This window comes from Bacteroides sp. AF32-8BH (assembly GCF_003435205.1).
GTDB classification, from domain to species: Bacteria; Bacteroidota; Bacteroidia; order Bacteroidales; family Bacteroidaceae; genus Bacteroides; species Bacteroides ovatus.
This window is the reverse complement of the sequence record NZ_QVLZ01000017.1, coordinates 77,052-90,208: the sequence shown is the minus strand read 5'-3', so window position 1 is coordinate 90,208 and position 13,157 is coordinate 77,052. Positions and strand designations below refer to the sequence as shown.

At 42.7% G+C, this 13,157-nt stretch carries 19 protein-coding genes; 8 read left to right on the top strand and 11 right to left on the bottom strand.

Going from position 1 to position 13,157, the window contains the following annotated elements; translation table 11 throughout:
• Positions 1 to 288: 288 nt before the first annotated feature.
• The 3 genes from DWZ47_RS13750 to DWZ47_RS13740 all read right to left on the bottom strand — a co-directional run bounded on the left by DWZ47_RS13750 (position 289) and on the right by DWZ47_RS13740 (position 3,102).
• The gene (locus DWZ47_RS13750) at positions 289 to 921 is read right to left on the bottom strand and encodes a hypothetical protein (RefSeq protein ID WP_004301962.1); all 633 of its coding nucleotides are present in this window, start codon (positions 919 to 921) and stop codon (positions 289 to 291) included.
• Positions 922 to 1,032: 111 nt separating this feature from the next.
• The gene (locus DWZ47_RS13745) at positions 1,033 to 2,421 is read right to left on the bottom strand and encodes an alanine/glycine:cation symporter family protein (protein WP_117513513.1); all 1,389 of its coding nucleotides are present in this window, start codon (positions 2,419 to 2,421) and stop codon (positions 1,033 to 1,035) included.
• A gap of 33 nt (positions 2,422 to 2,454) precedes the next feature.
• Positions 2,455 to 3,102 (bottom strand): helix-turn-helix domain-containing protein, encoded by a 648-nt coding sequence (locus DWZ47_RS13740; protein WP_004304807.1) that lies wholly within the window; start codon positions 3,100 to 3,102, stop codon positions 2,455 to 2,457.
• Between the two features lie 147 nt (positions 3,103 to 3,249).
• Between DWZ47_RS13740 and DWZ47_RS13735 the strand changes: the two genes are divergently transcribed.
• The 3 genes from DWZ47_RS13735 to DWZ47_RS13725 all read left to right on the top strand — a co-directional run bounded on the left by DWZ47_RS13735 (position 3,250) and on the right by DWZ47_RS13725 (position 5,804).
• Positions 3,250 to 3,426, top strand: a complete 177-nt coding sequence (locus tag DWZ47_RS13735; RefSeq protein WP_004301965.1) for a histone H1 — start codon at positions 3,250 to 3,252, stop codon at positions 3,424 to 3,426.
• A gap of 314 nt (positions 3,427 to 3,740) precedes the next feature.
• On the top strand, positions 3,741 to 5,009 hold the full coding sequence (locus DWZ47_RS13730) for a putative DNA modification/repair radical SAM protein (protein ID WP_004304808.1): 1,269 nt from the start codon (positions 3,741 to 3,743) through the stop codon (positions 5,007 to 5,009).
• A gap of 21 nt (positions 5,010 to 5,030) precedes the next feature.
• Positions 5,031 to 5,804: a TIGR03915 family putative DNA repair protein gene (locus tag DWZ47_RS13725; RefSeq protein ID WP_032843965.1), complete on the top strand. Its 774-nt coding sequence runs from the start codon at positions 5,031 to 5,033 to the stop codon at positions 5,802 to 5,804.
• Between the two features lie 3 nt (positions 5,805 to 5,807).
• Here DWZ47_RS13725 and DWZ47_RS13720 read toward each other — a convergent pair whose 3' ends face one another.
• From DWZ47_RS13720 to DWZ47_RS13710, 3 genes are all read right to left on the bottom strand, one after another.
• Positions 5,808 to 6,122, bottom strand: coding sequence for a helix-turn-helix domain-containing protein (locus DWZ47_RS13720; RefSeq protein ID WP_117513511.1), 315 nt, complete (start codon positions 6,120 to 6,122; stop codon positions 5,808 to 5,810).
• Positions 6,123 to 6,126: 4 nt separating this feature from the next.
• Positions 6,127 to 6,474 (bottom strand): type II toxin-antitoxin system RelE/ParE family toxin, encoded by a 348-nt coding sequence (locus DWZ47_RS13715; protein ID WP_117513509.1) that lies wholly within the window; start codon positions 6,472 to 6,474, stop codon positions 6,127 to 6,129.
• Positions 6,475 to 6,569: 95 nt separating this feature from the next.
• Entirely contained in the window at positions 6,570 to 7,238 is a 669-nt protein-coding gene (locus DWZ47_RS13710; RefSeq protein WP_004304809.1) for an MgtC/SapB family protein, read from the bottom strand.
• A 174-nt stretch (positions 7,239 to 7,412) separates the two neighbouring features.
• Here DWZ47_RS13710 and DWZ47_RS13705 point away from each other — a divergent pair, with 174 nt between their 5' ends.
• Positions 7,413 to 7,778 carry a DUF2809 domain-containing protein gene (locus DWZ47_RS13705; RefSeq protein ID WP_117513507.1) on the top strand — a complete coding sequence of 122 codons (366 nt, stop codon included), beginning with the start codon at positions 7,413 to 7,415 and terminating at the stop codon, positions 7,776 to 7,778.
• Here DWZ47_RS13705 and DWZ47_RS13700 read toward each other — a convergent pair.
• The 4 genes from DWZ47_RS13700 to DWZ47_RS13685 form a co-directional block, all read right to left on the bottom strand.
• On the bottom strand, positions 7,773 to 8,081 hold the full coding sequence (locus tag DWZ47_RS13700; RefSeq protein ID WP_008651217.1) for a HigA family addiction module antitoxin: 309 nt from the start codon (positions 8,079 to 8,081) through the stop codon (positions 7,773 to 7,775). The genes DWZ47_RS13705 and DWZ47_RS13700 overlap by 6 nt on opposite strands.
• Before the next feature lie 10 nt (positions 8,082 to 8,091).
• Complete coding sequence (locus DWZ47_RS13695; protein ID WP_008651218.1) at positions 8,092 to 8,406, bottom strand: type II toxin-antitoxin system RelE/ParE family toxin; 315 nt, start codon at positions 8,404 to 8,406, stop codon at positions 8,092 to 8,094.
• 92 nt (positions 8,407 to 8,498) lie between these two features.
• A complete protein-coding gene (locus tag DWZ47_RS13690) occupies positions 8,499 to 9,347 on the bottom strand; it encodes an ion transporter (protein WP_032845995.1) in 849 nt (282 codons plus the stop codon).
• A 38-nt stretch (positions 9,348 to 9,385) separates the two neighbouring features.
• Entirely contained in the window at positions 9,386 to 10,366 is a 981-nt protein-coding gene (locus tag DWZ47_RS13685) for a lytic transglycosylase domain-containing protein (RefSeq protein WP_117513505.1), read from the bottom strand.
• A 131-nt stretch (positions 10,367 to 10,497) separates the two neighbouring features.
• Between DWZ47_RS13685 and DWZ47_RS13680 the strand changes: the two genes are divergently transcribed.
• From DWZ47_RS13680 to DWZ47_RS13665, 4 genes are all read left to right on the top strand, one after another.
• Positions 10,498 to 11,811: a TIGR01777 family oxidoreductase gene (locus tag DWZ47_RS13680; protein ID WP_117513503.1), complete on the top strand. Its 1,314-nt coding sequence runs from the start codon at positions 10,498 to 10,500 to the stop codon at positions 11,809 to 11,811.
• 112 nt (positions 11,812 to 11,923) lie between these two features.
• Positions 11,924 to 12,190 carry a GNAT family N-acetyltransferase gene (locus DWZ47_RS13675; protein ID WP_004320676.1) on the top strand — a complete coding sequence of 89 codons (267 nt, stop codon included), beginning with the start codon at positions 11,924 to 11,926 and terminating at the stop codon, positions 12,188 to 12,190.
• 58 nt (positions 12,191 to 12,248) lie between these two features.
• Positions 12,249 to 12,467 carry a hypothetical protein gene (locus DWZ47_RS13670; RefSeq protein ID WP_004301974.1) on the top strand — a complete coding sequence of 73 codons (219 nt, stop codon included), beginning with the start codon at positions 12,249 to 12,251 and terminating at the stop codon, positions 12,465 to 12,467.
• Positions 12,455 to 12,739 carry a virulence protein gene (locus tag DWZ47_RS13665; protein ID WP_117513501.1) on the top strand — a complete coding sequence of 95 codons (285 nt, stop codon included), beginning with the start codon at positions 12,455 to 12,457 and terminating at the stop codon, positions 12,737 to 12,739. Before DWZ47_RS13670 ends, DWZ47_RS13665 begins: the two co-directional genes overlap by 13 nt.
• 56 nt (positions 12,740 to 12,795) lie before the next feature.
• On the opposite strand, the gene DWZ47_RS13660 is transcribed toward DWZ47_RS13665, so the two are convergent.
• The gene (locus DWZ47_RS13660) at positions 12,796 to 13,065 is read right to left on the bottom strand and encodes a zinc ribbon domain-containing protein (protein WP_004320675.1); all 270 of its coding nucleotides are present in this window, start codon (positions 13,063 to 13,065) and stop codon (positions 12,796 to 12,798) included.
• Between the last annotated feature and the right edge of the window lie 92 nt (positions 13,066 to 13,157).

The following is a 13,157-nucleotide window of genomic DNA, read 5'->3' as shown; positions in this document are numbered from 1 at the left end:
ATTATAATATACTACCACACCGCATAGTCCCCCTCCGGCCTCGTCTGCACGGCGTCAAGCGAAGGTTTTATTACCGGCGTTAAGAAGGGCAGACTGTTTGAGCGAAGCGAGTTTCTACCCTTTAGACGGGAATGAAACCGGAGTAGCCGGGCAGGCGCAGCCTTGATTTTTTCTTTTGTATCAAGACAAAAGAAAAAAGTACATAAAGATAACAAAAAAAGCGGAGGTACAAAACCCCCGCTTTTTCTATCCTATTAATCTTTACGATTTTCTAACATTTAAAGCGACTTATTTTTTCGTTTCCGTGTCGTCATTCTTCCGTTTCGGCTCCTTCTTGGCAAGAAGAACAATATTATACACATAATCCGTCATCCACTGTTCAGAGTATCCCAAACGCTCTTTGTACTGGCGAACAGTCGCAGCCGTTTTATGCACATCATCAGCCTTCCACACTGTCTTGGTACAAACATCGTGTACCGTTTTCTGTGTCATACCATACAAAGCCTTCTTAAAGATCGACGGCATACGAAACTTCCACTGCATCAGATTTCCCATCAACATCATCAGATCATTGGAAAATCCCTGATACATGAACAAATAAGATTGAATATCATTTTGAGTGCGGCAGTTACGTTTCACGGAAGAGTCGATTTCCTTAAAGAAGTTCTCGTTCAACCCATAATCCTGCATCAGCATTTTGCGCGCAGCAGATTTTTCGGCCAATCCCAGTTTACCGTTTTGAGTAGGAACTTTAAACAAACGTTTGAAGTTAGCTACGTCCGGCAAGAAGCGGATATTAGTGATACCGAGGTTTGTGGCGATAACTGACTGGAAATACACCCGTGTCAGTGATATGAAATCTTCTACATTGCCGACTTTCGTTTCATCGGATTTTTTCTTGAATAAACCAAATAAGCCCATTGTTATCTCTACAATTTTATTATTTACAATTTACTATTTGAGCGTGTGGAAGGTATATAACATAACTACCATCTGTCAATTTGCGTGCAAAGGTACAAAAACAGTTGGTTTTCACCAACATTCCAAGTCCTTTTCGATGTCCGGTATTGTCTCTTTCTTAAAAACAGGGCTTTGGATGCCAGCTTTCTTTTGCGCGCGGTAATCATTTAGCAGACGGATAGCATATTTTCCGAGGAAAAGGATAGCGATCAGATTACAGATAGCCATTAACGCCATCGTGACATCTGCCAGGCTCCATACCATATCCAATGTGGCAAGTGAACCGAAGAGTACCATACCACCCACCAATATCCTGTAACCATGAAGTACCCATTTCCGGTGAGTGATAAAACGGATATTAGCCTCACCATAATAATAATTCCCCAGAATACTGCTGAAAGCAAAAAAGAAAAGAGCTACGGCAACGAAGATACTGCCCGAAGAACCTATTTCGTTTGTCAACGCCTGTTGAGTCAGCTGCACTCCATTAGCCGAACCATCCAGAGGAGCCCCACTAAAGAGGATGATAAAAGCCGTACAGGTACATATCAATAATGTATCTGTAAATACCGCCAAAGTCTGTATCAACCCTTGTTTTACGGGATGGCTGACATGAGCCGTGGCAGCCGCATTCGGGGCCGAACCCATACCGGCCTCATTGCTGAAAAGTCCTCTCTTGATGCCCTGCATTAATGCCATACCAACTCCTCCTGCCAATGCCTGCTCCCAACCGAAAGCATGGCTGACAATCAGTGCGATAACACCCGGTAAATGAGTGATATTGAGTGCAACAATAACCAGTGCCAGCCCTACATATCCCAAAGCCATAACAGGCACGATAATACTGCTGACGCGGGCAATGCGTTGAATACCTCCAAAGATGATAAGCAATGTCAGCAAAGTCAGCACACCTCCCAATATAATATGATTGAACCCAAAAGCATGCTCTGCCGCAGCACAGATCGTATTACTCTGTACAGAATTGAAAGCAAACCCGAAAGTAATGCTTATTAATACGGCAAAAAGCATTCCCATCCACGGTTGTTTCAACCCTTTCTTCATATAATAAGCAGGTCCTCCGATGAACGAATCCTTTCCGCGTATTTTGTATAATTGTCCCAAAGTAGACTCTATGAAAGCACTCGAAGCCCCTAACAGTGCGATGACCCACATCCAGAAAATAGCCCCGGGACCTCCGATGGCAATGGCAGTAGCCACTCCCGCAAGATTCCCCGTACCCACACGGCTGGCGATAGAAATAGCGAATGCCTGAAAAGAAGATACATGTTTCTCTCCCTGTTTTCCTTTGCCGGCGGATTCGCTTAACAGCACGATCATTTCCCGGATCATGCGAAATTGTACAAAGCGTGTCCGTATGCTGAACCAGACAGCACATCCTAATAACATAATAATTAGAATATACGTCCAAAGTATGTCATTAATCTCGTTGATAAAAGTCATAGTTAAGTATTAAGTATAAAGCATTGTTTGTGGTTATTCGTCTTTTATTCGGAAGTAAAATTTATGATTTTCGAATACAGGTTCCACAATATCATAACGAACAAATTTGGCGAGCAGATGTTCAGCGGCACGTCGTGAAAGTCCGGTTTGTCGACAGTAACGGTTGAGTGAGAGTAAAGTTCCGTGCTCCAGTTGATCGAGCAGGAGCTGTTCACGTTCGGTGTAGCGGATGAGTTCTCCACGGGGGCTATCGCTCTGTTGCCATACACGGAGATGTATGGGAGTTGCCAGAATATTTTCGTCCTTGATGCGGAGATAGGCTAGGGGCTTTCCGGTTTCGTCCTTGGCGTAAACCGGTTTATGTGGAGTTTCTTCGATGGTTGCCACTAACACTTGTCGTCCTTCCACTATGTATGTTTGCAGAGAATATTCCACTTCCGGCACGCAATAAAGTTGTGCGGCGGCTTCAATCATATATTTTTCTTCTTCGGAGCGTACTCCTGCGATTTTACCATTGTCTTTAACGCCAATAAGTAATCGTCCTCCGTTCGTGTTGGCAAAAGCCGAAAGTGTTTTGGCTATTTTGCGTGCGTCGGAAATTTCGAATTTAAAGTCCTGTTGCTGGTGCTCTCCTTCAGCAATCAGTGCATGTATATAATCGGTATCTGTAAGCAGTTTCATGGCTACAAAGGTAGGTAAAAAAGGTAAAAAGCCCCTTTTTTAGATATTTTTCGAAGATTATTTCAAAAAAAATATTGATTTTATGCTTTTATTTCGGGAAACAGTGTATTTTTGCGGCACATTATTAACGAAAAAAATAAAAGGATTATGAAAGAATTGGTAGAAAAGGTAGCAGCTCTTTATGCTGACTTCTCAAAAGATGCTAACGCACAGATCGAAAACGGTAACAAAGCAGCAGGAACTCGCGCTCGTAAAGCTTCTTTGGAAATCGAAAAAGCAATGAAAGAATTCCGTAAAGCATCTTTGGAAGCTTCTAAAAAATAATTTAGAAGACTACTAGGATATTGAAAAAGAGGGCATATCGTGAAGCGATATGCCCTCTTTTTGTTTTAATGCGGAATGACTTTTTATTGTTTTAGTACGGATAGTGGCAATTATTTATAGCATAAAAAGCGGTTCGTTTGGGTGAATCGCTTTTTTAGAAAAGAGATGTCTCCCAAGATGTAAGTCCGGGCTTTTTATATTTTTGTGGTTCTTTTAAATGATTTATTTGCAATTTGTAGGGGGGCAAACTTTTTTCTTCTATACGCATCTCAAATTTAATCGTATATTTGCGAAAAGAATCAAGATCGGGAATGATGAACGAAAACGTCTTAGCTAAACTGAAGATACTTGCAGAATCTGCCAAGTACGATGTTTCCTGTTCTTCCAGTGGTACGGTGCGTTCCAATAAGCCGGGAACGCTGGGAAACACTGTGGGAGGATGGGGGATATGCCACAGTTTTGCCGAGGACGGTCGATGTATCTCGCTATTGAAAATCATGCTTACCAATTATTGCATTTACGATTGTGCCTATTGCGTCAACCGTCGTAGCAACGATCTTCCCCGCGCTACCTTTTCCGTTTCGGAATTGGTGGAGCTGACGATGGAATTCTACCGTCGTAACTATATCGAAGGGCTGTTTCTTAGCTCCGGAGTGGTCCGTAATCCGGACTATACAATGGAGAGACTTGTGCGTGTAGCCAAAGATTTGCGGCAAGTATACCGTTTTAACGGTTATATCCATCTCAAGAGTATTCCCGGAGCCAGTCGCGAATTAGTGAATGAAGCCGGATTGTATGCCGATCGTCTTAGCGTCAACGTCGAAATTCCCAAAGAAGAAAATTTGAAACTGCTTGCACCGGAAAAAGACCATAAAAGCGTATTTGCTCCGATGAAATACATTCAACAAGGCGTGTTGGAGAGTAAAGAAGAACGGCAGAAGTTTCGCCACGCACCGCGTTTCGCACCTGCGGGACAAAGTACCCAGGTGATTGTGGGAGCTACCTCCGAATCGGATAAAGATATTCTTTTTCTTTCGTCGGCACTTTATGGGCGCCCCACCATGAAACGTGTCTATTACTCGGGCTACGTTTCCGTGAATACGTATGATAAGCGCCTTCCGGCATTGAAACAGCCGCCTCTGGTACGTGAAAACCGGCTCTATCAGGCTGACTGGTTATTGCGTTTTTATCAATTCAAGGTAGATGAAATTGTGGATGATTCCTATCCGGATCTCGATCTCGAAATAGACCCGAAACTTTCGTGGGCTTTGCGCCATCCCGAACAGTTTCCTGTCGACATCAATAAGGCAGACTACGAAATGTTGCTCCGTGTGCCGGGAGTAGGGGTGAAGTCGGCGAAACTGATTGTTGCTTCCCGTCGTTTTTCGCGGCTGGGATTTTATGAACTGAAGAAGATAGGAGTGGTGATGAAGAAAGCGCAATATTTCATCACTTGCAAAGAACTGCCTCTCCAGATGCAGACAGTGAACGAACTTTCTCCGCAACGGGTGCGCAGCTTATTGTTGCCGAAACCGAAAAAGAAAGTGGATGAACGTCAGCTGTTGCTTGATTTTGGCGAATAGTAAATATGCTTGGTGTTTTTTATGAATGTTTATATTTACGATAAAACCTTTGATGGGCTGCTGACGGCTGTGTTCGACGCCTATTTCCGCAAGACTTTTCCCGATGCTTTGTTGTCGGAAGGAGATGCTTTGCCTTTATTTTGTGATGAGCTGCATACGGTAGTGACCGATGAAGAAAAGGCCGGGCGTGTGTGGCGGGGATTGCAGAAGAAAGTTTCCTCTTCTGCTTTGGGTTGCCTCACGCAAAGTTGGCTGTCGGAACTTCCGGAAATAGGAATACTTATTTTTCGATATATCCGTAAAGCAATCGATGCCCCCCGCTCTATTGAAACCAATTTTGGTGATCCGGACGTTTTGCAATTAGCGCAAATATGGAAGAAGGTGGATGGCGAACGCGTACACCTGATGCAATTTGTCCGTTTCCAGAAAGCTGCCGACGGTACATTCTTTGCCGCTTTCGAACCACAGTATAATGCACTCCCGCTGACCGTTCACCATTTCAAAGACCGTTTTGCCGATCAGAAGTGGATTATTTACGACATGAAACGCCGTTACGGATTTTATTATGATTTGCAGAAGGTGACAACTATCTCGTTTGATGATGACAGCCGTGAATCCCATTTGATTACGGGGATGCTGGATGAAAGCCTGATGGACAAGGATGAGAAGCTTTTCCAACAACTTTGGAAGACATATTTCAAGGCTATTTGTATCAAAGAACGCATGAATCCGAGAAAGCACAGGCAGGATATGCCTGTACGTTATTGGAAGTATTTGACGGAGAAGCAAAAGTGAAAATCACCATAAGGCAACTTTCCCTAAATTGTCTATTTCTAATTTGGCACTTATACCCATCGCTTTAAAGACTTTAGCTAGCGTGGAAAGAGTTAAGTTTTTCCCGCTTTCTATGCGGGAGATTTGGGCTCTTTGTACGCCTATCAGATTTCCTAGTTCTTCTTGAGTGAGATTTTTGGATTGTCTGGCTTTTTTTATGGCTTCTCCAATAAGGAAAGATTGTAAGTCCTCTTCAAATTTATCACGTGCAAGAGTTCCCTTCTTTCCTATATGTTTATCTATAATTTCTTCTTCTGTATAAAACTTCATCTTTTCCATATTCTTATTTTTTAGAATTAAAATATATTTTTCTTATCTCTTCCGCTTTTGTTATTTCTTTGGAAGGAGTCTTCTGGGTTTTCTTTATAAATCCATGGGTAGCAATGACTAAAGTATCTACTCCATCCACTTTATCCCAAAAAGCTAATAGTCTATATTGGTTTTTGTTATAGAGTGTCCTGAACTCCCATATATCTGTATTGTCTAATTTTTTAAAGAGTTCCGGGGCTATAACAAATTTAGACTTTGCTATGTTGTAGATAATTTTGTCTTTTACTTTTGGGGGCAATTGGTTAAGAAAATTGTCCGCTTCTTCTGAATATACTATTTTAAATTTCGCTTTTGCCTCCATGGATTTATTTTTTACGTAGCAAAGGTACTGAAAATAGTTCTATATATGGAAACATTCGAGATGTTTTTTTAAAAGGAGTTATATGTACTTTTCTCTTATTCAATCCTTTGCACCGTTACATCCGGAAATTCCTGTATCAGCGAAAGCAGATGCCCTTCATCATTATTTCGCTTCGACTTGATAACCATCGTAACCTGATAATATTCTGCTTCGCCCGTGTGTAGCGTTTCCATCTCGTAAGAGACTATCAGGTAGTCTTTAGAGTTGAATCTGTCCGCTATCTGTTTCAGTATGTCTTTGTTGGGAGTTGAGAAAGAAACCATCGAGCTTTTCATTCCGATGCTTTTAAATAGATAGCTAAGTAGTTCCAGTCCGACGAGGGTTAACACCGTGGCGGCAATACCGATGGTGTACATTCCTGCACCTACCGCCAAGCCGATACCTGCTGTTGCCCAGATTCCTGCGGCGGTAGTCAATCCGCGTACAATCTGTTTTTGAAAGATGATGGTTCCTGCACCGATAAATCCGATACCGCTGACAACCTGTGCCGCCACCCGACTGGGATCGAGTGTGACACTACTTTCTTTTATAATTTCCTGAAATCCGTATTGGGAAACAATCATAATCAAAGCACTACCTAGCGACACGAGAAAATGAGTGCGGTATCCGGCTTCTTTGGCACGGTATTCACGATCCAGTCCAATGATGGTTCCCAGTATTCCGGCGACCAATAAACGGATTACAAAATCCATATTCAACATCATGTGTTCAATCTCCTTTCTGTTTTTTATTGTTTGTGGAAAAATGCTTAGGACCATAAATATACAATTATTTCCCCTTTTTGTATCAATCATTTAGTAATATTTGAACGTATCCAATTCATTTTATCGTATATTCGCAGATTCAAATAAATGTTTAATCCCGCGACCGAGCAAATAATGAAGAAAAGAATTTTTTATATAATCAGCTTTCTGGTGATCTTCTGTATTGAGGTGTTGATAGCTTTGTATGTGCGCGACCGTTTCATACGTCCCTATGTCGGAGATATGCTGGTTGTAGTGCTGGTATATAGCTTTGTACGTATCTTTCTACCGACGGGGATTCCGCGGATGCCGTTTTATGTCTTTCTTTTTGCCTGTTTTGTAGAAGTCTTGCAATACTTCCATCTGGTGGAAACATTGGGTGTCACGAACCGCGTAGCCCGAATTGTGCTGGGTTCTACGTTCGATTGGGGAGATATTGCCTGCTATGTTGTGGGATGCGTTTTCATTGTCTTATTCGAGCGTATTTGCAAACACTCATAACAGTGAGGCGCACATTTTACGTATTTCGTTGAGTCGGTTTGAAAGGGCTTTCTTTTCACGGGCCAAAGCCATGTTATATCGTGATTGCATATTGATAAGTAACTCTGGATTAATGTCTAGAGCTGCTTCCACCATCAATGCAAAATCACTGGTAATAGGTCTTTTTCCATTCAATATTTCATTAAGCATTGTATAAGGAACTCCAAGAATTTCCGAGAATTTCTTTTGAGAGATTTTGCGGCATTCCAATTCTTCTTTTAACACATCACCTGGGTGTGTAGGTAATCTTTTTATTGTATTCATACTTGATTTTTTATTGGTAATGATTGGTTATGTCAGTTACTATACAAATGGTTAATATAGTTTCAGTACCTTCGGTGCGGGTTCTAAACTCCAGCCGGTAGTGATAGTCTATACGGATGGAAAAATAGTCTGCACGGCCTTGAAGAGCTTCGAAGTTTAGAGAATTAAAGACGAATAAATCTTCTATCCGCGTAGCGGCAATTAAAGTATCGATACGTTTCTGGTACTTTTTGATAACAGCTGCGTCAAAACGATATTTTTTGCTTTTACACTTACCATCCTCATACAACTCCTTTAGATACTCTTTTTCGTACTCTATAATCATATTCCATTTGTTTCTGCAAATATAGTGTTTTATTTATAATTCACGAAAATAGTGAATGTCTTTTTCTTTGCAGAAAAGGGAATAGAGCTTATTCAGTCACTATTTAACGGATGGCCGCAATATTTGCAAAACTCTGCATTATCTTCGTGTCCGGAGCGATGGCAGTTGGGACATTCTTTGTCTCTCCTGCGTTTATACTCTTTCATCATGGAGGCAGATACGATACCTGTGGGTACGGCAATAATCGTGTAACCGATCAGCATGACACAGGCGGAAAGGAATTTTCCGAGGCCGGTGGCGGGAGTAATATCTCCATAACCTACGGTAGTCATGGTGACGATAGCCCAATAGATGCTGTTCGGGATATTGTTGAACTGGGAGTTGGGTTGCGTTCCTTCAATCATATACATTAGCGTTCCGATGGAAGTCACCAGAATGACGACAAACAAGAAGAACACTGCAATCTTCTTACTACTTTCACGCAAGGCAGTGAGCAGTCGTTCCCCCTCATTCAGAAAGTTGAAAAGCTTGAAGACGCGGAACACACGTATCAGGCGGAAGGCACGAATGATGAGTAGATAGCGGGCGCCCGGGAAGAGCAGACCGATGTAAAGAGGCAACGTGGCCAGTAAGTCTACGATACCGAAAAAGCTGAATATGTATTTCCGGGGACGGGGTGAACAGTAGATCCTCGTCAGGTATTCGAAAGTAAAGAAGCCGGTGAAAAGGAATTCCATAATGACGAACGGAGTCGTCAGATAGGTGGGAAGTCCTTTCAGGCTTTCGATGATGACGAGCAATACGCTGACCAGAATACAGGCGATAAGAATCACGTCGAACAATTTCCCGGCAGGGGTGTCCGATTCGAAGATGATGACGTATAACTTTCGTTTCAGTTTCTCGTCATGCAAAAAACGATGGATTCTTTCTTTCAGTTTCATATCAATAGTGTTTGGTCGGAATTAAAGAAAAAGCCTTTTTAGTCGATGACCCACTGTTTATTGTAGGCAACGGTCTTTTGCGGGTTGTAATACATTCCCTCTTGTGTAGGAATATAGAGAATGTATGTCTTTCCGGTCTTGTTCTTCAATGAAGTGTCGCGCAGCCAGGGGTTGGCATCACGGAGTTGGGCATAGGTGATTCCCTGTGATTTTGCGTAGTCGTTCAGATCGTCGATAGAAGTGTTCACGGTTACCTCTTTATAAGGAATAGGCGGATACAGATGTTCCCGTTTCAAGAGGAATCCGTAACGTTGCGGGTTGTTGAATATCTCTTTGGCTGCCAGCAGACGGAACATGTAGCGGGAAGTTTCCTCTACCAGCCATAAGTCCATGGCATGACTTGCCAACTGCTTTTCAAGTTGGGAGGAGATACGTCCCTGTCCGGCGTTATAGGCGGCGGAGACAGCCATCCAGTCGCCATATTTGGCATACGCTTGTTTGAAGTATTTGCAGGCGGCAACGGTTGCTTTTTCAATATGGTAGCGTTCGTCTACGTTATCGTTCACTTCCAGCCCGAATTCCCGTCCGGTGGCAGGCATAAATTGCCACAGGCCCGCTGCTCCTGCCGGAGAGCGTGCAATGTTGTTCAGATTGCTCTCGATGACCATCAGGTATTTGAAGTCGTCGGGGATACCGTTTGCTTTCAGTATCGGTTCGATGATGGGAAAGTAACGGTTGGCGCGCTTGATTAATAACATGGTGGTGGAGTGCATATAGGTGAAGGCCATCATTTCGCGGTCCATCCGTTCGCGACGGTCATAGCGGCGGAGGTCGATCGTTTCTCCGTCGAAGGTGACCTGTGCGGGAACAGTAGGCGGAGTGACACAATAAGGCACTTCCGATTCGGCGGAATGTTGTTCGTTCACTTGGCTGCTGCCTGTCAATATTGGGATGGAAGCGCCGATGCAAAATACTAATATAAGTGTAAGAATATAGTTGATTTTCATTCGTCTTTTCATTTTATAACCTTTTTGGATGCTTCAATGTTTAAGTCTATCTTGCAAAGATAACCTCATTTTGCTTTTTTCAAAGAACTTTTCTTGCATTTTATACGTTTTTCTAATAGAGTTAAAATAAACAACGAATCAAGATGAATATAGCAATGACCGGAGCTACCGGATATATAGGTAAACATCTTTCTAATTATCTCACAGAAAAGGGCGGACATCGGATCATTCCTCTGGGAAGGTCGATGTTTCGCGAAGGTATGTCCGGTTATTTGATTCAGACACTGACCCATTGTGATGTTGTCATCAACCTGGCAGGTGCACTTATCAATAAACGTTGGACACCGGAATATAAACAGGAGCTTTTCAACAGTCGTATTGTCGTAACCAATCGTATTATCCGCGCTTTGAACGCAGTCAAAACGAAACCGAAACTGATGATTTCGGCTTCTGCCGTAGGTTATTATCCTTCGGAAGCGGAGGTGGACGAATATACCCGTACCCGTGGAGAAGGTTTTCTGTCCGATCTTTGCTATGCGTGGGAAAAGGAAGCGAAACACTGTCCCGAACCTACAAGGCTCGTTATTACACGCTTCGGCGTAGTGCTTTCTCCGGACGGGGGAGCGATGCAGCAGATGCTTCGCCCTTTGCAAGCCACCAAGATAGCCACCGCCATCGGTCCCGGTACGCAGGCTTTTCCGTGGATATCGATACGGGATCTTTGCCGTGCAATGGAGTTCTTTATCACTCACGAAGAGACACATGGGGTATATAATCTGGTTGCTCCGCAGCAGATTTCGCAATATGCTTTCACCCGTGCGATGGGAAAGGCTTATCGGGCATGGACAACGATGGTAGCTCCGCAACGAATTTTCCGTATCTTATATGGTGAAGCGGCATCTTTCCTGACTACGGGCCAGAGAGTCCGCCCAACGCGTCTGACGGAGGCGGGATTTCATTTCTCCATTCCCAATGTCGGACGTCTTTTCAGAGGTACGGACCATAGTACGGTTACCTCTCTCGATCTGCACCGGTATATGGGACTTTGGTATGAAATAGCCCGCTACGAGAATCGCTTTGAATACGGACTTGTAGACGTCACGGCTACTTACACGCTCCGTCCCGACGGCATGATTCGTGTGGAGAACCGGGGATGCAAACGTAATTCTCCTTACGACATCTGCAAGACTGCCAACGGACATGCCAAAATACCCGATCCCGCACAGCCGGGCAAACTGAAAGTGTCTTTCTTCCTTAGTTTCTATTCTGATTATTATGTCTTGGAACTGGATGAAGAGAATTATAATTATGCCCTGGTAGGCAGCAGTACTGATAAATATCTCTGGATACTAAGCCGTACACCCCAACTGCCGGAAGAAATCAAGAAGAAACTCGTCACCGCTGCCGAGCGTCGTGGATACGATACGAGCCAGTTGAAGTGGATCGAGCAACTCTGATCGCAGGCATATACATATATCAGTTTATGCAATCCGCATCTAATAAATAATATAAGATTGTTTAGCGAAAGTATTTAACGGACGATAAACCAACTTTAAAACAACAGCAATTATGAATTACGAAATTATTCATCAGCCCGAACAAAAATTGTTCAAGACAGAAGTAGACGGTCGCACCGCCTTTGTACAATATCGCCTGATAGGTGATTCTCTTGATATTATCCACACAATTGTGCCACAACCCATTGAAGGGCGGGGGATTGCCGCTGCTTTGGTAAAAGCTGCTTACGCCTATGCATTAGCTAACGGGATGAAGCCGAAAGCAACGTGCTCTTATGCAGTGAAGTGGTTGGAAAGACACCCGGAAATAAATGGTTAAATACTCGCTTTTGATTCGTCGGAAAAGGAAATAATATTATCTTTGTAATTGGAAATCAATGAAGAAAAATAGTGTTATGATAAAAGAAGGTGAAAAGGTAAAAGTGGATCCTAGATTAACGGGACTCGATGAATGGATAGAGGGTACAGTAATTGATATTGAACATAATCCGTTCAAAGGCTTAGTTATAGCGATTCGTGATAAATTTAACCGTATTTTCTTTGGTGAGCAGAAATATTTTATTCCTGTAAATGAGGATAATGTATGTATGCAATAGCCTTTGATATGGTCATTACAGACCTACGTGCCAATTATGGAGAGCCTTATAACAATGCCTATTTTGAAATAAATAAAGTGTTGCGTCAGTATGAGTTTTATAATACGCAGGGTAGTGTATATCTAACAGAGAAAACTGATATGGCAAATCTTTTTCGTGCAATTGACTCATTGAAACGTATTCCTTGGTTTCAGGCGTCAGTTCGTGATCTTCGTGCGTTTCGTGTAGAAGACTGGTCGAACTTTACGGATTTTATAAAAGAAAATAAGTAGATAAGCTTTCAGGTCTGAATATGTATTCATGCCTGAAAGCTCCTTTTATTTCTCAATTACTGTTTCCACCTCTTCAACTGTGGAAAGTACTCCTTCATCGTTTTCCGTGCTTCCTCCACTGTGTATTTCACTTCCGAGTCTTTATTGAACTCATCCAGATAATTCAGATTAAGCTCGATCATCTCGTCCATGGTACACTCTTTCGTGAAATGTCCGTCCGCATAGCAATAGTGGCAATAATCTTCGTTCTTGCTACCGTCCGTTTCTTTTCCAAAAGTTGAGTCGTCTATCGGCATACCGCAACTTTGACAAAATTTTTGTTCCATCTTTTTTTGTTAGATTATAAGTTTATGTTACAAGACAAATGTAAGTAGAAATATTGGAAAAGAAGTAATCCGGTCTTGCTATTTATTCATTT

What these genes read in the sequence shown, in the direction of transcription:
- DWZ47_RS13750 (WP_004301962.1), bottom strand. Translation starts at nt 921, where the DNA reads ATGGGCTTATTTGGTTTATTCAAGAAAAAATCCGATGAAACGAAAGTC.
- DWZ47_RS13745 (WP_117513513.1), bottom strand. Translation starts at nt 2,421, where the DNA reads ATGACTTTTATCAACGAGATTAATGACATACTTTGGACGTATATTCTA.
- DWZ47_RS13740 (WP_004304807.1), bottom strand. Translation starts at nt 3,102, where the DNA reads ATGAAACTGCTTACAGATACCGATTATATACATGCACTGATTGCTGAA.
- DWZ47_RS13735 (WP_004301965.1), top strand. Translation starts at nt 3,250, where the DNA reads ATGAAAGAATTGGTAGAAAAGGTAGCAGCTCTTTATGCTGACTTCTCA.
- DWZ47_RS13730 (WP_004304808.1), top strand. Translation starts at nt 3,741, where the DNA reads ATGAACGAAAACGTCTTAGCTAAACTGAAGATACTTGCAGAATCTGCC.
- DWZ47_RS13725 (WP_032843965.1), top strand. Translation starts at nt 5,031, where the DNA reads ATGAATGTTTATATTTACGATAAAACCTTTGATGGGCTGCTGACGGCT.
- DWZ47_RS13720 (WP_117513511.1), bottom strand. Translation starts at nt 6,122, where the DNA reads ATGGAAAAGATGAAGTTTTATACAGAAGAAGAAATTATAGATAAACAT.
- DWZ47_RS13715 (WP_117513509.1), bottom strand. Translation starts at nt 6,474, where the DNA reads ATGGAGGCAAAAGCGAAATTTAAAATAGTATATTCAGAAGAAGCGGAC.
- DWZ47_RS13710 (WP_004304809.1), bottom strand. Translation starts at nt 7,238, where the DNA reads ATGATGTTGAATATGGATTTTGTAATCCGTTTATTGGTCGCCGGAATA.
- DWZ47_RS13705 (WP_117513507.1), top strand. Translation starts at nt 7,413, where the DNA reads ATGAAGAAAAGAATTTTTTATATAATCAGCTTTCTGGTGATCTTCTGT.
- DWZ47_RS13700 (WP_008651217.1), bottom strand. Translation starts at nt 8,081, where the DNA reads ATGAATACAATAAAAAGATTACCTACACACCCAGGTGATGTGTTAAAA.
- DWZ47_RS13695 (WP_008651218.1), bottom strand. Translation starts at nt 8,406, where the DNA reads ATGATTATAGAGTACGAAAAAGAGTATCTAAAGGAGTTGTATGAGGAT.
- DWZ47_RS13690 (WP_032845995.1), bottom strand. Translation starts at nt 9,347, where the DNA reads ATGAAACTGAAAGAAAGAATCCATCGTTTTTTGCATGACGAGAAACTG.
- DWZ47_RS13685 (WP_117513505.1), bottom strand. Translation starts at nt 10,366, where the DNA reads ATGAAAAGACGAATGAAAATCAACTATATTCTTACACTTATATTAGTA.
- DWZ47_RS13680 (WP_117513503.1), top strand. Translation starts at nt 10,498, where the DNA reads ATGAATATAGCAATGACCGGAGCTACCGGATATATAGGTAAACATCTT.
- DWZ47_RS13675 (WP_004320676.1), top strand. Translation starts at nt 11,924, where the DNA reads ATGAATTACGAAATTATTCATCAGCCCGAACAAAAATTGTTCAAGACA.
- DWZ47_RS13670 (WP_004301974.1), top strand. Translation starts at nt 12,249, where the DNA reads ATGAAGAAAAATAGTGTTATGATAAAAGAAGGTGAAAAGGTAAAAGTG.
- DWZ47_RS13665 (WP_117513501.1), top strand. Translation starts at nt 12,455, where the DNA reads ATGTATGCAATAGCCTTTGATATGGTCATTACAGACCTACGTGCCAAT.
- DWZ47_RS13660 (WP_004320675.1), bottom strand. Translation starts at nt 13,065, where the DNA reads ATGGAACAAAAATTTTGTCAAAGTTGCGGTATGCCGATAGACGACTCA.